The sequence below is a fragment of the Ruminococcus sp. RTP21198st1_G1_RTP21198_201120 genome (assembly GCF_040924265.1).
Taxonomy (GTDB): Bacteria; Bacillota; Clostridia; order Oscillospirales; family Ruminococcaceae; genus Hominimerdicola; species Hominimerdicola aceti.
Genome location: NZ_JBCOMH010000005.1, coordinates 1 through 19,481, shown reverse-complemented (window position 1 = coordinate 19,481; position 19,481 = coordinate 1). Strand labels below are relative to the sequence as shown.

19 protein-coding genes are annotated in these 19,481 nt (G+C 44.1%); 8 read left to right on the top strand and 11 right to left on the bottom strand.

Annotation, left to right across the window (positions count from 1 at the left end):
* Positions 1-119: 119 nt before the first annotated feature.
* Positions 120-1,991 carry a hypothetical protein gene (locus tag AB5627_RS04295; RefSeq protein WP_368369687.1) on the bottom strand — a complete coding sequence of 624 codons (1,872 nt, stop codon included), beginning with the start codon at positions 1,989-1,991 and terminating at the stop codon, positions 120-122.
* Between the two features lie 399 nt (positions 1,992-2,390).
* Between AB5627_RS04295 and AB5627_RS04290 the strand changes: the two genes are divergently transcribed.
* The 4 genes from AB5627_RS04290 (at position 2,391) to AB5627_RS04275 (ending at position 5,470) form a co-directional block, all read left to right on the top strand.
* On the top strand, positions 2,391-3,095 hold the full coding sequence (locus AB5627_RS04290; RefSeq protein WP_022287921.1) for a hypothetical protein: 705 nt from the start codon (positions 2,391-2,393) through the stop codon (positions 3,093-3,095).
* A gap of 59 nt (positions 3,096-3,154) precedes the next feature.
* Positions 3,155-3,664: a hypothetical protein gene (locus AB5627_RS04285; RefSeq protein ID WP_022287922.1), complete on the top strand. Its 510-nt coding sequence runs from the start codon at positions 3,155-3,157 to the stop codon at positions 3,662-3,664.
* A 35-nt stretch (positions 3,665-3,699) separates the two neighbouring features.
* Positions 3,700-4,176 (top strand): peptidylprolyl isomerase, encoded by a 477-nt coding sequence (locus tag AB5627_RS04280; protein ID WP_270764443.1) that lies wholly within the window; start codon positions 3,700-3,702, stop codon positions 4,174-4,176.
* Between the two features lie 79 nt (positions 4,177-4,255).
* Entirely contained in the window at positions 4,256-5,470 is a 1,215-nt protein-coding gene (locus AB5627_RS04275; protein ID WP_368369686.1) for a hypothetical protein, read from the top strand.
* Between the two features lie 52 nt (positions 5,471-5,522).
* Here the strand turns inward: AB5627_RS04275 and AB5627_RS04270 are convergent, their stop codons facing one another.
* The 7 genes from AB5627_RS04270 to AB5627_RS04240 form a co-directional block, all read right to left on the bottom strand.
* Positions 5,523-6,359: a prephenate dehydrogenase gene (locus AB5627_RS04270; RefSeq protein ID WP_117928310.1), complete on the bottom strand. Its 837-nt coding sequence runs from the start codon at positions 6,357-6,359 to the stop codon at positions 5,523-5,525.
* A gap of 96 nt (positions 6,360-6,455) precedes the next feature.
* Positions 6,456-7,745 (bottom strand): Sapep family Mn(2+)-dependent dipeptidase, encoded by a 1,290-nt coding sequence (locus AB5627_RS04265; RefSeq protein ID WP_022287926.1) that lies wholly within the window; start codon positions 7,743-7,745, stop codon positions 6,456-6,458.
* 2 nt (positions 7,746-7,747) lie between these two features.
* Positions 7,748-8,605: a metallophosphoesterase gene (locus tag AB5627_RS04260; protein WP_022287927.1), complete on the bottom strand. Its 858-nt coding sequence runs from the start codon at positions 8,603-8,605 to the stop codon at positions 7,748-7,750.
* 15 nt (positions 8,606-8,620) lie between these two features.
* Positions 8,621-9,469: a patatin family protein gene (locus AB5627_RS04255; RefSeq protein WP_022287928.1), complete on the bottom strand. Its 849-nt coding sequence runs from the start codon at positions 9,467-9,469 to the stop codon at positions 8,621-8,623.
* Between the two features lie 147 nt (positions 9,470-9,616).
* Positions 9,617-10,138, bottom strand: coding sequence for a hypothetical protein (locus AB5627_RS04250; protein ID WP_368369685.1), 522 nt, complete (start codon positions 10,136-10,138; stop codon positions 9,617-9,619).
* A 14-nt stretch (positions 10,139-10,152) separates the two neighbouring features.
* Positions 10,153-10,749 carry a cache domain-containing protein gene (locus AB5627_RS04245; protein ID WP_195552131.1) on the bottom strand — a complete coding sequence of 199 codons (597 nt, stop codon included), beginning with the start codon at positions 10,747-10,749 and terminating at the stop codon, positions 10,153-10,155.
* Positions 10,746-11,264, bottom strand: a complete 519-nt coding sequence (locus AB5627_RS04240; protein ID WP_265290956.1) for a MotA/TolQ/ExbB proton channel family protein — start codon at positions 11,262-11,264, stop codon at positions 10,746-10,748. The genes AB5627_RS04245 and AB5627_RS04240 overlap by 4 nt, the downstream gene beginning before the upstream one ends.
* 1,179 nt (positions 11,265-12,443) lie before the next feature.
* On the opposite strand from AB5627_RS04240, the gene sleB reads away from it, so the two are divergent.
* Positions 12,444-13,115, top strand: a complete 672-nt coding sequence (gene sleB / locus AB5627_RS04235) for a spore cortex-lytic enzyme (protein ID WP_117957247.1) — start codon at positions 12,444-12,446, stop codon at positions 13,113-13,115.
* A gap of 38 nt (positions 13,116-13,153) precedes the next feature.
* Here the strand turns inward: sleB and AB5627_RS04230 are convergent, their stop codons facing one another.
* From AB5627_RS04230 to AB5627_RS04220, 3 genes are all read right to left on the bottom strand, one after another.
* Positions 13,154-14,506, bottom strand: a complete 1,353-nt coding sequence (locus AB5627_RS04230) for a PASTA domain-containing protein (protein WP_022287985.1) — start codon at positions 14,504-14,506, stop codon at positions 13,154-13,156.
* Positions 14,457-15,023 carry an RNA polymerase sigma factor gene (locus tag AB5627_RS04225; protein ID WP_022287986.1) on the bottom strand — a complete coding sequence of 189 codons (567 nt, stop codon included), beginning with the start codon at positions 15,021-15,023 and terminating at the stop codon, positions 14,457-14,459. Before AB5627_RS04225 ends, AB5627_RS04230 begins: the two co-directional genes overlap by 50 nt.
* A 137-nt stretch (positions 15,024-15,160) precedes the next feature.
* A complete protein-coding gene (locus AB5627_RS04220; RefSeq protein WP_022287987.1) occupies positions 15,161-15,283 on the bottom strand; it encodes a hypothetical protein in 123 nt (40 codons plus the stop codon).
* 193 nt (positions 15,284-15,476) lie between these two features.
* Here AB5627_RS04220 and AB5627_RS04215 point away from each other — a divergent pair, with 193 nt between their 5' ends.
* The 3 genes from AB5627_RS04215 (at position 15,477) to AB5627_RS04205 (ending at position 19,170) form a co-directional block, all read left to right on the top strand.
* Positions 15,477-17,375 carry a lipopolysaccharide biosynthesis protein gene (locus AB5627_RS04215; RefSeq protein ID WP_265291100.1) on the top strand — a complete coding sequence of 633 codons (1,899 nt, stop codon included), beginning with the start codon at positions 15,477-15,479 and terminating at the stop codon, positions 17,373-17,375.
* A gap of 61 nt (positions 17,376-17,436) precedes the next feature.
* Complete coding sequence (locus AB5627_RS04210) at positions 17,437-17,688, top strand: YdbC family protein (protein ID WP_022287989.1); 252 nt, start codon at positions 17,437-17,439, stop codon at positions 17,686-17,688.
* 237 nt (positions 17,689-17,925) lie between these two features.
* On the top strand, positions 17,926-19,170 hold the full coding sequence (locus AB5627_RS04205) for an ROK family protein (protein WP_368369684.1): 1,245 nt from the start codon (positions 17,926-17,928) through the stop codon (positions 19,168-19,170).
* The last annotated feature ends 311 nt before the right edge of the window (positions 19,171-19,481 follow it).

Sequence of the window (19,481 nt, the reverse complement as noted above, 5' to 3'; positions counted from 1 at the left end):
GGGGAGCGGCTCAATTTCTGCTTCACAGAAATGCGACGTCCCGCTTGCCCGACGTTTTGTTTACTTATTCTTTTTCGTTACACCACGTTGCGGATATTCTCCCACACTTTATATCGTCATCAAATAAGCCCCGTGTAAAGCAGTATAAGATAAATGATCAACAAAAGCGACAGAACGCCAAGAAGCTTCCAAATACCCTTTATGGCGGACTTTTCCTGCTTTTTAGCTTTAACAAATTCCTCGATAGCGTCCGGGGTGTATTCTTTGTGCATCTGGCTTCCTACTGTTGGATTGAGCATATCATTGATGTTGATGTTGCGGTATTTTTCCTCACGAAGCTTCTTAGGGTCGGTCTCCTTGGTGCTGATGTTATCATATGAAGAATTGAGCAGGCTCTTGTCCATTTTCTTCATGTTGATAGCGTCCATAGAAAGCTCTGCTTCCTCAGGTCTGCCAAGGCTGTCACCATTGTCGTAAATATGCTTTGTGTCAACGCTCTTCATAAGCTGATTGTTTGAGCGGTTCGCCCTCAGCATCTTGATAAGAGTGTCAGTGTAGAGGTTTTCCTCTTCCTCAGCCTCGTCAGTAAGGATTATGTCCGAGGTGTCGTTTATCGCCTCGTCAACTGTATCAATAAGGGAAGTAAGTCCCTTGTTCGCCTTCTTGTATGGCTTTTTAGCTGCAGGCTTCGGAGCTTCCGCCGCAGGCTGTGGAGCAGGCTGGCTGTACACAGGTGCTGAAACTGTCTGTTGTGCAGGCTGTGCTGTCTGAACAGGCGTTGGAGCAGGTGCAGGCTGTGAAACTGGCGGAACAGGAGCAGTAACAGGCTGGCTTGCAGGTGCAGAGCCTGAAATGCCCTCGTGTCCCGGAATAAAGATCTTTCTCTTTCTTATAGGTGCGTTTATCTCGCCGGGAATACCGCTCTGAGCCATCGGCTTTGTGTTGAATACAGGAGCAGACTGGATGTCCTCTGCAGGCGTCGGTGCAGGAACAGGCTGTGGCTCTGGTATAGGCTGTGGCTCTGGTGCAGGCTGTACTGCTACAGGTTCAGGCTGAACGGGAGCTGGAGGCGGAACTACCTTAAGCTCAGGATTTTCCTCAGGCTCGTCAGGTATAGGCTCGCTGTCAGGACCGTCCTCGCCAACGATAGCGTCAGCAGAAATGGAGCTTGCAGCCGCAGAGAAATCGTTGCTTTCGATAGCAGAGTCCTCGTCGCCCTCAAAGCTTACCATTTTGCCTGTTGTAACATCATAGTATTCCTCGCCGTCCTTGACAGCGATCTTGAGCTTTGGCGCAGGCTCGCCCCTCTTAGGCAGGTTAGCCTGTGGAATGTCAATGTCAGGGAATACTTCGTCAACGTCCACCTTTGCAATCTTAAGTATCTCCATTGCGGATCTGCACTTCATTGAGCCTCTTACCATTTCCTTGATAGGAAGCAGAATTATATCACAGAATGTGGCATAGAAAGACCTCAGCGCAGACATTGAGCTGTCAAGCATATCCTGCGGAAAACGATGGTCAAAATACTTATCCCATTGCTCAGGGCTTGACATGATCATCTTGTCTATGTACTGACAAAGTGGTATCCAAAGTTCAGGCTCTTCAAAATCTCTGTCATTGGTGATGAGCCACATATAACATCTGAGGAAACAGTCATAGCATGAGATATCTCTGAGGTTGAGCATAACGTCATCAATGTTCAGGGAAGCCGAAAATATAGGATCAGAGAATGCGAAGCATCTGTATCCGTTGCTGGCGATCTTTGCATAAGCCGTTTTCAGATCCTTTTCAGAACGGGAGAAAGGCGGCAGAAAATCAAAATCATAAGGCGTTTCATAATCAGCCGTGTCACCTTTAGCCGCCATATCAAGCAACTTTTTGTATGTGAGCGTGACATCAGCAGTAGGAGTGTCAACGGCTATGCCGAGCACCCTGAAAGGATTGCAGGCGAAAAGTTCCATTGCCGTTATCCCAAGTGACGGTCTTGTCATAAATAGATCCTCCTCCATGAATTTACTTCATATATACTTAAGCTTTTACCCTTCTTATTCGTGTTATCTTCTTCACGATCGGGTATTTTTGTGTATCTTTATGCCAAAAATAGTTTTCTCAAACTAATTTGTTTTTTGTTTTTAATTAACAAAATAAATAACTTAACAAATATAGTATAGCAAATATTAGTATAGATTACATTAACTAAGCGTGAATTTTATATTTATATTATATTAATACGAAACAAAATGCACAAAAAGAGTTTAAAAAATCGTACAAAAAGTAACTGCCAAAAGGTTTGCAATTTTGGTGAAAATATTGTATAATAAATAAGTATAAGATGTCAGGCATAAAAAGCCGATATCAGATCATCATGCCAATAAAAAGGGGGAGATCTTATGGGTCTGTTCAGCAGAAAAAGCTCCGAGCCCAAAACATCGACACAGCCTAAAAAGCAGCAGATAAATGCTGATGATATATGGAACACGCCTGTGAAGAGAGCAGGCGGAGATACGGCTTTTGTGAAGGAGTCCAGCAGCGATAAGGTACACGCCGAGAAGATAACCGATACCATAGAGCCGGAAACTATCCGCAGCAAGATGGAGCAGCTTGAAAAAGAGCTGGCTGAAAAGAAAAACGATCCCGTAAAGACCTATGCCGACTACGACGTGAACCCGGTAGGACAGGCTGAGATAACCGATGCCCAGAGCGAGTATGAAAAGCTTTATGAGGAGGAACACGCAAGATTTGTAGCTTCTCATAAGGAGGATATAAGCGTGGCGTCCGTTGAAGGTATCGACTCAAAGCTTGAGGAGATATATAGGATACATGACGAGAAAGTGGCTCAGGAGAAGCGTGATACAGGCAATATCGAAGCTATAAGTGCAGAAACCACAGCCGCAAAGGTGGCTGAGCTTCCTTATGCAAAAAAGCCTGAGGACTATGCAGAGTATAAGGATATAAAGGGAATATCCGTCGATGAGGCTCTTGTGGAGGGTCTTGGCTCTGTTGACCACAGCGAGGACGACGATGCTATCGGTTCAGTATCGGAAGAGTTTTTGGCGCAGAAGGTGAAAGAATTTAACGAAAAATATGGCAGATGATCGGGGTAAAGGCAGTCATTAGGGGTATTGCCAGAATAAATTGAATTGGAGAGATAAAATTGAAGATCAATACCGATAACCCTATCATAAAGTTTTCAGGCAAAGGCAAGCCGTTTCAGTATGATAAGTTGCTTTATGCTACATTAAATGAGTATATACTTGATTATAAGAATGCAAGACTTGATAAGCTTACCGATCAGGACGCTTCTATATGCCTTGCGAGAATAATAAGAAAAATGGAAGTCAATGACGTTCCTGTCCAGCAGTTTTTCCATGAAGAGCTTGAAAAGTGGAGCGAGCATACCAACTATGAGAAGATACTCAGGCTTTGCGAGCTTATGGCAAAGGATATCTTCGGCTGTTTTGATAAGAACAGAGATGACGGCAACGGCGGCTTCTATAAAACAGACAGGCTCTATTGCGTAAATAATGACGGTGAAAGAGATTATATCGTTTGTGACGAGGTTGAGAAAAAGGGACTTTTCAAGAAAGTTCCAACTCCTGTCACATTGTATTTCAATGATCTTATGGAGAAAAATAAACGTGGCGAGCTGCCAAAATCCAAGTAAATTTTGTATTAACAGATAATAAGGAGAGTATTAACATGGTAAATATAGAAATGGCAAACGGAAAGAATATCAAGATCGAGCTTTATCCTGACGTTGCGCCTATCACAGTTGCAAATTTTGAGAAGCTTGTTAAAGAGGGCTTTTATGACGGACTTATTTTTCATAGAGTTATCTCAGGCTTTATGATACAGGGCGGCGACCCGACGGGAACAGGCATGGGCGGTGCAAAAGAGAAGATAAAGGGCGAGTTCCTTGCTAATGGTGTTCGTAACGACCTCAAGCATACAAGAGGCGTTATCTCAATGGCACGTTCAGCAATGCCAAATTCAGCAAGCTCACAGTTCTTTATCATGCACCAGGACGCTCCTCATCTTAACGGTCAGTATGCAGCATTCGGCAAGGTAGTCGAGGGCATGGACGTTGTTGACGAGATCGCAGCAGTTGACGTAAATTTCAACGATAAGCCGCTTGTAGATCAGGTCATGAAGAAAGTAACTATTATTGAGGACTAATAAAAAGGAAAATCATGGGCTGCGGTCTTTATGGCGGCAGCCCTTGTTTACGTCAAAAACAATATCAGGAGAGTAAATAATGGATTTCAAAAAAGTAACAGTGGGATTTTTTGCAGCGGTCATGGCAATGACCTCAGTGTGTTTCGCTGATCCCGAAACGCCTGTGACAACCGATGTGCCAGCCACAGATCCTGTACCGGAAACGACCACTACCGCTCAGCCTCAGCGGGAGGACACTGAAACGACTACAACTACCACAGCTCAGACATGGGAAACCACCACATGGGGAACTACCACATCTTATTCCTATGTTCAGGACACTCCGACTTCTACGCCGACAGTTGTAAAGCTTGTGGTCAGCGAGGTAAAGGATAAAAAGTTTACAGCGAAAATAAATATCCAGAGCGACCACCTTATCTCAAATGCCTCTATCTCCGTGGGCTATGACGATAGCCTTGTAGAGTTTGAAAAGTGTGAAACCAATGATAAAGCAGGGGGCATGGCAGTTGACAATGCCTTTGCAGGTAAGTTTGTATATAACTATGTGAACGCAGACGGCACAGACTTTGACGGTGATTATGCGACCCTCCATTTCAAAGTCGCAGACGAAAAGCTCACCTCAACAGTGCTTTATCTAACAGTAAATTCCCTTGATGACGAAAACCTCAATGCCATATCAAATCAGGTAGAGAACGGTATCGTCAAGTATCAGGACGCTGCAGATGTTCAGCAGGACGACAGCGATTATATCGAAATAGACGTTGACTATTCCAAGTATCCTATCGCTCCCGAGGATATAGGACTTACAGATGTTGACAGCGTAACAGTAGCCAACGGCGAGGTGCTTATATTCGAGGACGGCAAGTTCCAGACCCTCAGCACAGGCGAAACAAAGATAGATATTGTTTATAAGGACGGCTCAGTAGGGCATTTTAAAATAGTGATAAAAGAACCTGAAGCCGTGAAGCTTGAAAGCTCAGAGGCAGAAGCGACCTCAAAAGCCGCAAGTCCGGTATCGGAAGAAAAGAGCGGTTCATCAATGGGCGTTATTATTGGCGTGGTCTGCGTTTTGTGCGTAGCTCTTATTGCCGCTGAGTATCTTATGATAGTGAAAAACAAAACAGTGGGCGACAATAAGTCAGCCAACAAGGATAATGATAAAGATATCCACGATACAGACGAAAGCGACGATACCAATTTGTCCGAGCCTGACGAACCTGACGAAAATGAAGAGCAGGAAGAAACTGATAATACAGACGACGATACAGACACAGATAAAGAAACAGAAGAATAAACAAAAAGCGGTGCAGAAAATTGTGAACTCTGACACCGCTTTATTTTCTTATTCAGCTATTATTAGACAATTCCTTAAGCTCTCGACCCTCTTTAAGCAGGTCATGCAACCTTTGAGCGTCATTATTTGCAATAGCATCACGATACTCCGTTAATCTTGCGATTATATGCTCTATCTCGTCCACCAGTGGACCACGGTTCATAAGGAAAAGCTCCGTCCACATATCTTCGTTGAGTTTAGCCACTCTCGTAAGGTCTTTGAATGATCCTGCTGAAAAACCTGCCTGCTTTAAAAGACTAGGGCTTTTTACATATGAACTTGAAACAACGTGAGCAAGCTGAGAAGTGAACGCAATAACGCTGTCATGCTCCTCAACGTTTGATACAACGACCTTTGCAAAACCTATGTTGTATGCAAGCCTTGATATCTCCTGCACCACCCTCATAGGCGTTCTGTCAGTAGGTGTCATTATAAAGCTTGCTTTCTCAAAAAGATTGTCCACCGAGTATGCAAAACCCGAAAATTCACGTCCTGCCATAGGGTGACAGCCGAGAAAGTTTACGCCGTTTTCAATGCAAACGCCCTCTACCGCTCTGACTATCTCGCCCTTTACTCCACAAGTGTCAAGAACGATACCGCCCTTTTTGAACTTGCCTGCATTCTCCGTGATAAATTTTATGGTAGCCTCAGGGTGAAGTCCCACGATAACAACGTCACAGCCTGCAAGGTCGTCAATGGCCATTTCACCGTCGATAGCCTCCTGAGCCAGCGCCCCTGCTATCGTTCCCCTGTCAATATCTATACCGAAACAGCTCTCATGAGTGTTCTTCTTTATTGCCTTGGCAAGCGAACCGCCTATAAGTCCAAGTCCAACTATACAAATCTTCATTGTCCGTCATGCTCCTTTTGCTTTTACGCTTTTAAGCTTTTATGTAATAAAGTATATCACTAAAATTACACTTTGTCAAGAGCCATGCACACCCAATTATTCACCGCAAAGCTCTGCAATAGCATTAGCGTACATATTCAGATTTATTTTGAAAGTTTCCATGGAAATATGCTCGTCAGCTCCGTGCATATTGTTGTTTTCCTCAGGGAATTCCGCACCGAACGCAACACCGCCCTTTGTGTTGTGAACGTAGGTTATTCCGCCCTCAGCGATACATTTTCCCTTTTCGCCCTTGATCTTTTCGTATACCCTTAACAAGGTCTGAACGAACTCACTGTTTTCGTCCACATAATGTGGCTCCATGCCGTCAAGCTCGTCCACCTTGAAGCCCTTGCTTTCAAGTGCCGAAGTTATGATACCGCTTATCTCAGCAAGCGTCTTGTCAATAGGGAAGCGTATGTCGATACCGCCATGAAGTCTGCCACCCTCAGTTTTAAGGATAGTCAGCGCACAGGTCATCTCGCCTGATACATTGTCTGAAAAACCAAGTCCGCAGGACTTTCCGTTGCATTCTCCGTGTGGGAAAAGCTCAGCCAACCCACCAAGGAGAGCATTTTCATTTTTGTATTCTGCCACAAATTTTGTTACCGCATTGTCGCCGTTTTCAGGTCTTGACCCGTGTGAGGATTTTCCTCTGATGACCTTCTCACTGTCGTCGGCAAACTTCACAATGCACTTGTCCGGGATAGCATTTATAACGCTTCCACCCTTTATCTCAGCTATCTTATCGTCTGAAAATTCAGCAGAGAATGTAAGATGCACCATGCCCTTTTCGCAGTTGAGTACAGGAAAAGAGCCGTCGGGGGTGAACACCATTTCAGGGAAAGGCTGTTTGCTTTCATAATATTCCATGTCCTCACAGCCGCCCTCTTCATTGCCACCGAAAATAACACGGAAGTTCTTTTTTATAGGAATATTAAGCTCTTTGATAGCCTTTACAGCCCACAGCACCGCAACGCTCGGACCTTTGTCGTCAATTGTTCCTCTGCCGAAAAGCTTTCCGTCAGCTTTAGTCAGCTTGAAAGGCGGATAGCTCCAGCCCTCGCCTGTGGGAACAGTGTCAAGATGTGAAAGCACAGCAAGCTTACATTCCCCATTTTGGTAAAAATCACCGTGAACAGCATAGCCGTCAAAGTCCTTTGTTGTCATGCCGAGCTTTTCAAGATAAGCCTTTCCCCAGTCAAGAGCCTTGCGAGAACCCTCGCCAAATGGCTTAACAGGGGCGTTTATGTCACCAACGCTCTCGATAGAGATTATCTCGTCTAGGTCACGAAGTATCTCGTCCATGTGCTTGTCAAAATATTCTGCAAATTGTTTCTGATACATATTTATTCCTGCCTTTCAAGTGTGCAAATCATTATTTCCGAGGGATTATTCAGCCTGAATTTACCAAGTCCTGCCGTAACAACAAGCTTTGCCGATCCCTGTTCAGTGTCAAGCTCGTAAATCCCCTTTGTGTATCGTGGAAAGAATTTCCGTTCGGGAGAAAGTATTCCGCCAATAAAAGGCAATCTTATAACTCCCCCATGACAGTGACCCGAAAACGTCACATCTGCTCCCCAGTCCGCATAAGCACGGAAAGCCAGCGGTGTGTGCGAAAGCAAAAAGTTACACTCGCTTCTGTCAGGCTCGCCTAAAAGCTTTGTAAGCTCGTCCTTTGTAATCTGCGGCAGGTCGTGATGTGAAAAATCTTCGTTGCGGTAAAATCTTTGGGGAAGCTGAGTGCCGTATATATTGATGTGATCCTCGCCTATTTTTATCTGCTCCATGTTGTTTCTCAGAATGTGTACTCCACATTCGGTGAGTTTCAAAGCAAGGGCTTCGGCATTGTCCATGTTGTCAGTTTCATGGTTACCGAAAATATAATAGGTCGGTGCAATATGTTTTAGCCTTTTCATAAGGGCAAGCTTCGGTATCATGTCCGTTTCGTCACGGCTGTAAAGATCACCTGCAAAGAAAATAAAGTCAGGCTCGGCGGCAATACAGGAATTTACCAGATTGTTGAAATTGTCCCCGTAACGCTTCTTGTGAAGATCTGCAAGAAGAAGTATCTTTTTACCAACAAAATTCTTAGGGAGCTTTGATACCTTCAGTTCGTATTTGTTCACCCTTAGCTGTCTGTTTGAAATAAGCATATAACCGCCCAGAAATGCGGCGGCAGCAAAAAGCGGCAGCTTGTATGACATTTTATTACCTCATTCCTACTTGCAAAGATATTTTTTCAGATCGTCCATTGCCCATTTTGCGTGGTTGTAGCCGTAATCGTAGAGCCTTCTCAGCTTTACAGGGTCGCCCTCTGTTCTTCCCACACCGAAAGTGGTCTTTGGTGTGAAAACAAAGACTTTTCCCTCCGCTTTAAGCTCCATAAGCTCTGCGATACATTTGTTGTATCTCTCGGCTCTTGTGGCAATGGCTTCGGCAAACTCAGGGTGCTTGTGATAATATTTTATGGCAAGCTTTGTGGCAGGCTCCTGGGTCTTAACATAGCCCTTTGGTCGTGTCAGCACAACGATATTTTTGTCACAGCCTGCTTTTATTGCCTGCAAATATGGTATTGAATCTGATATACCGCCGTCCATATATTTTTCTCCGTTTATCTCTATCTCAGGGAAAAGCAGAGGAAGTGCACAGGTGGCTCTAAGCAAATTCCAGTGGGTGTCATCTTTTGGCACGTCCATGTACTCAGCCTTGCCGTTTTTTACGTTTGTAACAACTGCACAAAATCTGCCCTTGAAGTTTCTGTAGGCTTCATAATCAAAGGGAAGCTCAACATTAGGCACAACATTGTAGGCATAATCAAGGTTATAGTAGCATCGGTTTTTCGGGTCAATAAGATGTCTTGCACCCATGTATTTCTTTGTTCCCATAAACTCAGTTGCAAGGCGGAGATTTCTTCCTATCTGCCCTGAGCAGTAAGAAACGCCGAAAGCTGCTCCTGCCGAAACGCCTATAACATAATCGGCTATTATTTTATCCTCCAGCAGAGCGTCCATTATTCCGCAGGAATAGACCGTTCTGCTGGCTCCGCCCTCTAAAGTAAGTCCAAGCATGATATTACCTCTGTTTCTGAAAAGAGGACGGCTTGACCGTCCCCATTTTTATTATATTATCTGTCTATTGAGAAAACAGGCGAACCCTGTCCGTCTGTTTTGTTAAACGCACTGAACAACGGGCGAACGCTGTTCGCCCCTACGATTTTATCTTACGGTTTCTGATGTGACGTCATTAGCCACGCTGTTATCCAAAGCTGAATTGTCAAGAACTGTTTCTGTGAACTCTCTGCCGTCGTCAGTAAGAGCCTTTTTCAAGTCATCCATAGCGTTCTTTGTTGCGTTGTCGTCTGTTATCCTTACGATAACATTGTCGCTCATAAGCTTCACTGTGGAAACAAGACTTTTAAGATCTACCACACGCTCATCAATTATATAAGTGCTTCCTGAAACCTTGATGTCATAAAATTCCTTTGGCACTGCTGTTGTTGTGGTAGTAACGGAAGATTCATTGGAGGAAGCACTTACGTCCTTGCCGTCCCCTGAGCCTTCGCCTTTTCCACCGCCTAGTCCAAGTCCAAGATACTGCATTATAAGAATAAGCGCCGCAATGATAATGACGATCAGCATGATACCAAGAAGCTTTTTCTTCTTTTTCTTTTTCTGCTTTTGTCTTTGTTTTTCAAGGTCACTGCGGTAGAGCTTTTCAACATCGTTCTGAATACTCATTTTTATTGTCCTTTCTATTTTGAAGTGTTTATGTATGTAAAGTAAACATTTTCGTATTTGTCTGACACAGCCTGCACAGCGTTTTCAACTATTCTCATGTTACGATAAAGCACAGCGTCACCGTCATAGACCACTGCCGCAAGCATTACTTCACCGTCTGCCGCACCGAGTCCTTCAAAAAGAGATATGAGCCTGCCTGAGATATCTTCATCAGGGGTCACGGTCATAATATCCTCATCATTTCGGGAAATATACAGCTTATCAGTGCCGTTTTCATTTCGCATATCAAGTGAGATAAGCATACCCTGAGTGTAGCCGTCAAGCGCCTGCTGATTTTTTGCGGCATTGCTGTTAATGTTCTCAGCCTTTTTATAGGCTTCATCTATCTGCTTTTGCATATTCTTACGGAGATTTTCTAACTCGTCAGCGGACTTTTGCTTCTGCTCCTCAAGCTGTTGAGTGACAGCCTGCACCTGAGCTTTTGCGTCCTCTTTCTGACTGTCGGCAGATGCGGAAACATCGGTCATGACCCAGAAAAGCATTATCATGATAACGTCAAGAAGGGAAGTCAGCTCAAGGACTATGCCCTTATTTTTCCTGAAACCATTCATGGCTGCTCACCGCTTTGGGAATGTTCAGCGTTATTTCTTTCAAGATAGAGCTGAACATTTTTCTCGTTATCCTCTATTTTTGCAGAGATTATGCCGTCAAGAAATTTGAAGATTATAGCAAAAACAAGTCCCCAAAAAGTGGAGGTCAAAGCGCCATAGAAATTATCCTGAACGTTTGTCATATCGCCCACCATACCGAGGAGGGAGATAACAGTGCCGAGGATACCCAAGAGAGGGAAAATCCCTGTGAGATTTACGAACAGAGAATAAAGGCTTCCTGTGCGGTTACGCATAGAAACGATATCTGTTTCACGAATGTCCGAAATATCGCTGTCAGCCTGACGGCGGGAAGCGCCTGAGTCGGGAACGAAGATGTTAAGATGAAGTTTGTTGTAGAGAATATCAGCCGATTTTTTAGTGAAATAAAAGACGAGGGCAGTTGCGACTGCAACCAAGAAAATTATCATGTCGAAGCCGAAAAAGTTCATAAAAATTACGGAAAAGAGTTTTTTCATGGATAAGACCCCCTATAGAGATAATGATAGCACATTTTGAGGTAAATTGCAAGATGTGGGGGCGGATTTTTAGTGAGGAGGGGAGGAATGAGAAATGAGAAATGAGGAGTGAGGAGTGAGGAATGAGGAATGAGCATAGCAGACCAAAGAAAATTGCAAGCATAAAGTAAAAATAAAGCACCGAGCGAAGCGAGAGATAAAGCGCACGCTCAAGCCCGGCGCTAGAGGGCTTGTGGGGTCTAGGGGCAAAGCCCCTAGCGGAGTATGAGGCAGAGCCTCATTCGGCGCAAGCCGACAAGGTGCAGATTGTAGTATCAAAAGCGTATAGAAGTCAGATATTAGATGAAAGTGATATCGGAGTATAAAATCTGCACCGTCTTTCTATCCCTAAGCGCAATGTAAATACGCAAAGAGCGGAGCGATTTTGCGGCAAGATAAACTATCCCGAATATATTTAGGGGCGACCTTTTGTCACCCGTGTTCAGAATTTGTTATAATTTCAGAATTGTAGGGGGACGGCGCAATTTCTGCTTTGCAGAAATCCGACGTCCCGACCCCCTCGCACGTCTTTGTACATCTGCATGACTTTATGGTAAATTCAAACCTCGTCACTTCGAGCGGGCTGTCGCATTTCTGTGAGCTTGCGAACAGAAATTTCGCCAAGCCCCTACAAGCATGATAGGATAGTTTTTTGTTCTGTCCTACAATGGTTGTAATCGTGGACTTGTTTCTTCGACGGGCGAACGCTGTTCGCCCCTACAGATTTGTTGCCATAGGTTTCGTGTTTTAGCTGTATTTATATTCAATTTTCAAGTTGCGTTCGGGGTGTGACATTGGGTATTATGCCCTTGGTTGCGTATACACAAAATCCACAACGCACATCCACGCTTTGACACAAGTTCTCTACAGCCTGTTCCAGAAACGCACCTCGGTTTCACTAAGTCGCAGGGCTTATACGTGCCCGCAAGTATCAAAACGCTTTCTACTTATACACGAAAATTACCCTTTTTGTTGCATAAAAAATGCAACAATTGCAGAAATGTTGCCAAATTAAAATATAAATCATTTGTTTGCATGAATTTGTACTGCTGAATTTGTGCATATTGACATGGCGTGAATAAATCTGTAAATGCTGTAAAAAATAAATGCAGATTTTCAGGAGGTGATCTTATGAGAACAATGAGAAATCTGCTTGCGAAAAAAGCTGTGGTGACGGTGCTGGCGGTGGGAATTTCGCTGGCTGCGGTGAATGCCTTTTGGGGCGGTTCGGACAGTGCGCTCTCTCAGCTTGGGTCTAGCGGCAGTGAGGTTAGGGCTATTCAGGAACGCCTTAAAGAACGTGGTTTGTTCAACGACTCTGTGACGGGATACTACGGCGAAAAGACCAAAGCCGCTGTGATAAAATTTCAGAAACAGCAGGGGATAAGTCAGACGGGAACGGCAGGTCCGCAGACGCTTCGGGCGCTGGGAATATCTATTGGCTCTGTGCCGTCGGCTACGGAACAGAACATCAATCTTTTGGCGAGAATAATCTCTGCCGAGGCCAGGGGCGAGCCTTATGTGGGTCAGGTGGCTGTGGGTGCGGTGATCCTCAACCGTATCGAGCACCCGTCTTTTCCTGACACACTTTCGGGGGTAATTTACCAAAACGGCGCTTTTACGGCGGTAGTGGACGGACAGTTCAACGAGCCTGTTGCCGCTTCAGCTTACAATGCTGCCCGTGACGCTTTGAACGGCTGGGATCCCACAAACGGCTGTGTTTACTACTACAATCCTGCTAAGACTTCAAACGCTTATATGCACGCTAAGCCTACGGTGACGGTTATTGGAAGCCATAGGTTTTGTATGTGAAAAAAAGCCGCCCTGCAAAAATGCAGAGCGGTTTTGTGCTATTTATGTACGAAAAAGTAATCGCTGCCGTTTAGGGATATTGGTATGGAATAGAGGATATCGTCGGTGAATTTACGGGAGATGTAGCCTGCTATATCGGCGAGCTTTTCGGTATCGGAGATGTCTATGGCATAGGCGTCAACATACGAGGTCTTGCCTGTTATGGCTATTCTTACATCATTTATATGGAAAACGTCTTTTACTTCTTCGAGTATCTCTCTTGGGCTTCTGTAGCCGGGGGTGACTTCTGCTTTTCCGCCGAGGGTTATTGTGACTATCGACATATCAACGTTACAGCTTTGCAGAAGTTCTTCCATTTCATTGATGTTGTGTTCGTAAAGCACTGTTACCTCACATCTGTTGCCTTGGTCATAAATGCCGCAGGAGGTGAAAGTTGGGCGGTAACCCATTTCTTCCAGGTCGCACAAAAGATTTGATACTTTATACGGATTTGTTATAGGCGTATCGCTGACGGGGAGATCGCCTGTCGGCTCTGGGTAGGCGGTGTGGACGTCCACAAGGTCTATGTTTACGCCGTATGCTTGGAGGTAGGCTTTTGTGCAGGTGACGTCATTTTCGGTGTTTACTGTTACGTCGAGGTAGGTTTCATGGTTTTCGGCGGAGATTATGCCGAAGTCTGAGGTTCTTGAATTTAGTGCGGAAAGTATTATGTCAAGATCGTCTGTGTTTTCAAGGTCGGTGAGGCGTTCGGTAAAGGTCGGTATCTCTATATCTGCCGCTTCATATGTGCCAAGCTCGTCTTCGGTGAGCTGTTTATCGGTCTGTTCGTCAGAGTCGGTCTGTGAACTGTCATTGTGGATATACGTTCTTTGCTCAGGAACTGGACCTTTGCTCACAAACAGGTTGACTTCTTGCCCTGCTTGTATCTCTTCCCCTGCGGCAGGCTCGGTATTCATGACAGTTTCGGCGGCGACAGCATCGTTATATCTATCACGTCTTACGGGCGTGCCGCCTGCCTGTGCGATAAGCTGTTCGGCTTCGGCATAGGTCTTGTTGGTGACGTCCGGCACTGTGATAGGCTGTGGGGTCTGGGGCGGCTGTGTTGTGGTATCGGTGGAGGCTGTTGATGGGACAGGGGTGGTGGCGTCGATATCGGGCTTTAAAAGTCCGCTGAATGCGAATGCTCCCACTGCTACGGCGGCACAGGCTGCTGCTGCGGCTATGCCGACGGATTTTCTTCTAAGCTTTATAGGCTGGGGTTTTGTTTCTGTGTGTGCGCTGTCGGCTGAGTTGGTGATAAAGGCTTTATTGTCTATTTTTTGCAGGATAGCGTCAAGATTTTCAGACTTGCTTTCGCTGTGGGACTTTTTCATTATATCTGTCATTTTCATTGCTTTGTTCCTCCTTTTCACAGTATGTTTTTTTCAGCTTGTCAAGGGTGCGGTATAGTCTTGATTTTACGGTGGACTGGGACAAGCCTAGGCATGATGCGGTTTTCTTTATTGTATAGCCGTACTGATAATGCAGTACGAAAATGCGGTAGGTGGTATCGTCGGAGCTTTTGAGATAGCTCATCACCTGCTCATAGTCGAAAAAGTCGGCGCTTTCAAGGTCGGCAAGGGCTTTTTCGTCGGGGATATTCAGGTCGGTGATATCCTCGAATGTGGCTTTGGGCTGTTGTCTGTAATGGTCTGCAACATAATGCTTGGCTATACGCAGGACGTAATGCCTGACGTTTTTTATTTTCCCCTCAGTGGTGATAAGGGAGCGGTAAAAATCAAGATACACGCTTTGGAGTGCGTCTTCTATAAGCTCTCTGGTGGGAAGCTTTGAGGTAAGATAGCGGTCTATATAATCGTATGTATCATTATAAGCCTGCACGAATGTATCTTTTAGTTCTGTTCCCATGGTTTTTCCCCCTTTCTTTTTGCTCTGTGAGCTTTCACCCTAATAGTCGAAAAAAATGCTGAAAAAGTTTCACTTGCGGTGAAAAAACTGCGTAAAGAAAAAGGACGGCAGAAGCCGTCCGGATAAAAACGCTGTGTTTAGTCTACAGAATAATATTTCTGAAGTCTTGTTTTGAATATCTCACAGATGATATTTGCAGCTACTCCTGCTGTGAATACAGATACGAAAAGTATCAGAAATACTTTTGTTGCTTTGCTCATGTTATCTTCCTCCTGTAATTCTGTGACGCTGTTTTTACAGCCCTTTTCTTTAGGTCTATTATACTATAATCTTGCTCTGATTGCAAGCGGTTTGTGAAAAAATACGGCTTTTTATAAAAATATTTGCAAAAATCAAAGCATTGTGTTATAATATCTCTATGTGTTATATTTTTATGTAATGAGGAAATTTTAAATGGCAGAAACAGGCAAACAAAGCAGCTACAAAAAGCTGTTTTCAAATACGCTGGTGTTCGCTATAGGCTCTTTCAGCTCAAAAGTCCTTGTGCTGTTGCTTGTGCCTATATACACCAACTATCTTACTACGGCTGAGCTGGGCGTTACGGACGTTCTCACTCAGATAGCTAACTGGATAATACCTCTTGTGACCATGACTATCACGGAGGCTATAATCAGATTTGGTCTTGACAAGGCTTATGACAAGGTAAAGGTCTTTACTCTTGGCAATCTTATATGCTTCTTTGGTCTGGCGGTGTTCGGTATTTTGCTGCCTATTGTGTCGCTGACGGGAATTGCTGACAAGTATATTGGTGGATACAGCTTGATACTATATATATATGTATTCACCTCAAGCATGAAGTCGCTTTACTCAACTTTCGTGCGTGCAATGGAGCAGGTAAAGCTGTTTGCTTTTAACGGCATACTGACCACGTTCTTTACGCTGTTTTGGACGGCAATGTTTTACATGGTGCTTCCTGAGGGATTTCTCGGTCACGGCACGGGTATCGAGAAGTATTTGCTCGCCACCATTCTTTCTGACCTTATATCGGTGGTATTTCTCACGTTCAAGTCAAAGCTTTGGAGATATATAAACTTCAAGGATATTGACAGAGAGCTTTTGCAGGTAATGCTTCAATACTCTGTGCCTCTTATCCCTGCTCAGCTTTTGTGGCTCATAACAAACAGCTCGGATTCATTTATGACTACCCACTATCTTGGCTCGGACTACAACGGCGTGCTGTCGGCGGCTTACAAGATACCTAACCTTGTGTCAACGGTATATCTTATGTTCGGTCAGGCTTGGAATATGTCGGCTATCACTGAGGACGATTCTGATGACAGAGATTCGTTCTATGAGAATGTTTTTGACTTCAATCAGAGCCTTTTGTATATTCTTGTGGCAGGCTGTCTGCTTATCGTTCAGCCTGTGACTAACTTCTGGATAGGCGCAGATTTCCGTGACTGCGTAAAATACTCGCCTATCATCATATATGCGACCATTTATTCATGCTTCACCACTTTTATGGGGTCTATTTATCTTGCTTCAAAGCAGACGAAGAGGTCACTTTTTACGAGCCTTGTTTCAGGCGTTATAAACGTGGGGCTGAATGTTATACTCATACCGAGGATAGGACTTTACGGTCCGCCTATATCCACGGTGGCAGCTTATATGACTGTGTTCATCATAAGAGCCATAGACTCGAGAAAGCTAGTGCCGTTCAGGATAGATATGAAAAAGATGATAGTGAACAACATCGTTATCCTTGTGATGATGTTCATTTGTCTTTTTGAAACTGACCTTATGCACCACCTGCCTTTGTATGCTATCGTGACACTGCTTTTCTTTGCGGTCTTTATACTCAACCGAAAGGCTGTAGAGAGCATATTCTACAAGGTGCTTCCTGCAAGGATAGCTTCACATTTTGTGAGCCTTAGCACTGCAAAGCTTTGCGCAGTTATTGGCGGCTTGGCTGTATTTGTACTCATAGACTTGCTCACAAGGGGCATTATTGTGTATGCTTTGCTTCTGGCAGGCTTTGTCTTTGCAATATACAAAAACAAGAACAGGCTTATGTATATCTTTATGGTGCTTATGCCGCTGAGTCTAGTTTTCAGGCACGGCATGGTATGGGCAGCGGTGGCATTTCTGATACTGGCGGTGGCTGTTATTATCAAAAACCGCAGACCAGCAGATGTTTTCATTGGCATTGCGGCACTTGATATACTGCTTGGTGCGGCGGCAGGACTTTGGTTCGGCGTGCTTGCGGCGGCTGTGCAGACACTTGTATGCGGCTTTATATTCCGCAGACAGATATGGGATAAGCTTATTGAATGGGCATATAAAAAGCGGTAGAGATACTGCGTTTTATAGATAAAGGGGCTATGCTCCTATTACACCAATGGAGGTTTTTATCATGGCAGAATTGAAATTTGAGATCACAGAGCGTATAGGCGTACTTTCTGAAAACGCCAAGGGCTGGACAAAGGAGCTTAACAAGGTTTCCTGGAACGAGAGAGAGCCTAAATATGACCTGAGAGAATGGAATCCAGACCACAGCAGAATGGGCAAGGGTATCACTCTTACTGACGAAGAAGTGGAAACTCTCAAGGCTATTCTCAACGGTGAGGAGATAGAGGACGATATCAACGAGGCTGACATTCTTTAAAAAATTGTAAATGTTCGGTAAACAGTTAAATGATAATCAATTGTTAATCATGAGTTTAAAAATGTTTGCTATAATTTCCGAGAAGAACAATTAAACGGCGGAGTTGTGCGTTATTTCATGCATGGCTGCCGCCGGAAGCTTGCACATAAAAGGCGTTTCGTATCAGTATTTAAAGGACACGGAACGCTTTGAACGTACAGGGCAGGTAATAATATATTCGGAGGGAATTATAGTTATATGGAACAGCATGGCATTAGCAAGCTTGATCTCAAGAGGCGCAACCGTATGCAGGTCCTCAAGATACTCAAGCAGAGAGGCCCTACTTCCCGTATCGACATTGCGGGAACTTTAGAGCTTACAAGAGCCGCTGTCACGATCATAACAAATGAAATGATCGAGCAGGGGATAATACAGGAAATAGGCGAATACAAGCACGTTACAGAAAAAGCTCCGAGAGGCAGAAAAAAGATACTTATCGACATAAATCACCACTACAAGTTCGTTATAGGCGTAACGGTAGAGGAGGATATCGTAAGCGTTGGTCTGTCAACTCTGGCAGGTGCAGTTCTCGATAAGAGAAATCTGGCTATCAACGAAAAGACGGACTACAGCACCATTTTTGATTTCACTGAGAAGTCTATAAACGAGGTACTGGGCGACAACTGCCTTGACAAGAACTCTATTCTCGGTATCGGTTTCGGTATATTCCCGACTATGTATTCAAGACTTGGTATCAGTGTTGAAGATGGTGAGCCTGATTATGCTAAGCTAAAGGCTGCAATAAGAGAGAAAACTGAGCTTCCGCTGGTTTTTGACAACTCTGTAAAGGGTACGGCTATGGCAAATATCGACTTCCTTAAAACAAAGGATATAAACAGACACAACATAGCCTTTTTGCAGTATGGCAACACTATGCACTTTGTTGTGACGAATCTTAACGATCCGATCGTTTCATATGATAACAGAACTAACTTCGTGGATAAGATGATAATCAACCCTTATTCTGACAGGACTTGTCCTTGCGGAAGAAGGGGCTGTGTTGAGAGTGAACTCACTCCATCGGCTACTATGTCAAAGCTTAGGGAAGTATTTTCTGCTGAAAAGACGCCTTTTCTCTATGAGGCGGCAAGGGGAAGTTTTGAGAATGTCAATCAGGATATGATAACGATGGAATACGAGAAAGACGACAAGGCTGTAAAAGAGATACTTAACGGTGAGCTTACGCTGTTAGCGGTGCTTCTTAACAACTTGTATTTTTCTACCAACCCACAGAAGATAGTGCTTCATCAGTTCAAATTCCAGAATGAAAAGGCGTTCCAGAAATTAAAGGACGCTGTGACAGAGATAGGCGGAGCGCTTGTTTCAAGCAAGATCGAGCTTTCTATTATTGAGGACAAGCACAGATTCCTGTCAGGTTGTGCGCTTGCAATAAGAGAATTGTTCTTTAATAGGGGCGGATTTGATACATCTTCTAATAATTAAGAGCATCAGAGCAGGGCATTGCCCTGCTTTTTCTTTTATATTATAGTATAAAATGAACAACATAGTGAAAAATATCTAAATTATCGGGTAGAAAATGTATAAAATAGAGAAACGATGAAAAAGCTATTGACAAATGTCGCTGTAGATGATAAAATATAAAAGTCGCTTGACGAGAGCGATGAATGTGAATAAGGTGATGACGATGAACACTTTTTGAAAGAGTTCAAACGAATTCATAAAGAATTCACAAAGAAAAGTCTTGACAAAGCTTAGCTAATATGATATAATAGATAAGCTGATTTAAGACAGCG

What these genes read in the sequence shown, in the direction of transcription:
- AB5627_RS04295 (WP_368369687.1), bottom strand. Translation starts at nt 1,991, where the DNA reads ATGACAAGACCGTCACTTGGGATAACGGCAATGGAACTTTTCGCCTGC.
- AB5627_RS04290 (WP_022287921.1), top strand. Translation starts at nt 2,391, where the DNA reads ATGGGTCTGTTCAGCAGAAAAAGCTCCGAGCCCAAAACATCGACACAG.
- AB5627_RS04280 (WP_270764443.1), top strand. Translation starts at nt 3,700, where the DNA reads ATGGTAAATATAGAAATGGCAAACGGAAAGAATATCAAGATCGAGCTT.
- AB5627_RS04275 (WP_368369686.1), top strand. Translation starts at nt 4,256, where the DNA reads ATGGATTTCAAAAAAGTAACAGTGGGATTTTTTGCAGCGGTCATGGCA.
- AB5627_RS04270 (WP_117928310.1), bottom strand. Translation starts at nt 6,359, where the DNA reads ATGAAGATTTGTATAGTTGGACTTGGACTTATAGGCGGTTCGCTTGCC.
- AB5627_RS04265 (WP_022287926.1), bottom strand. Translation starts at nt 7,745, where the DNA reads ATGTATCAGAAACAATTTGCAGAATATTTTGACAAGCACATGGACGAG.
- AB5627_RS04260 (WP_022287927.1), bottom strand. Translation starts at nt 8,605, where the DNA reads ATGTCATACAAGCTGCCGCTTTTTGCTGCCGCCGCATTTCTGGGCGGT.
- AB5627_RS04255 (WP_022287928.1), bottom strand. Translation starts at nt 9,469, where the DNA reads ATGCTTGGACTTACTTTAGAGGGCGGAGCCAGCAGAACGGTCTATTCC.
- AB5627_RS04250 (WP_368369685.1), bottom strand. Translation starts at nt 10,138, where the DNA reads ATGAGTATTCAGAACGATGTTGAAAAGCTCTACCGCAGTGACCTTGAA.
- AB5627_RS04245 (WP_195552131.1), bottom strand. Translation starts at nt 10,749, where the DNA reads ATGAATGGTTTCAGGAAAAATAAGGGCATAGTCCTTGAGCTGACTTCC.
- AB5627_RS04240 (WP_265290956.1), bottom strand. Translation starts at nt 11,264, where the DNA reads ATGAAAAAACTCTTTTCCGTAATTTTTATGAACTTTTTCGGCTTCGAC.
- sleB (WP_117957247.1), top strand. Translation starts at nt 12,444, where the DNA reads ATGAGAAATCTGCTTGCGAAAAAAGCTGTGGTGACGGTGCTGGCGGTG.
- AB5627_RS04230 (WP_022287985.1), bottom strand. Translation starts at nt 14,506, where the DNA reads ATGAAAATGACAGATATAATGAAAAAGTCCCACAGCGAAAGCAAGTCT.
- AB5627_RS04225 (WP_022287986.1), bottom strand. Translation starts at nt 15,023, where the DNA reads ATGGGAACAGAACTAAAAGATACATTCGTGCAGGCTTATAATGATACA.
- AB5627_RS04220 (WP_022287987.1), bottom strand. Translation starts at nt 15,283, where the DNA reads ATGAGCAAAGCAACAAAAGTATTTCTGATACTTTTCGTATCTGTATTC.
- AB5627_RS04215 (WP_265291100.1), top strand. Translation starts at nt 15,477, where the DNA reads ATGGCAGAAACAGGCAAACAAAGCAGCTACAAAAAGCTGTTTTCAAAT.
- AB5627_RS04210 (WP_022287989.1), top strand. Translation starts at nt 17,437, where the DNA reads ATGGCAGAATTGAAATTTGAGATCACAGAGCGTATAGGCGTACTTTCT.
- AB5627_RS04205 (WP_368369684.1), top strand. Translation starts at nt 17,926, where the DNA reads ATGGAACAGCATGGCATTAGCAAGCTTGATCTCAAGAGGCGCAACCGT.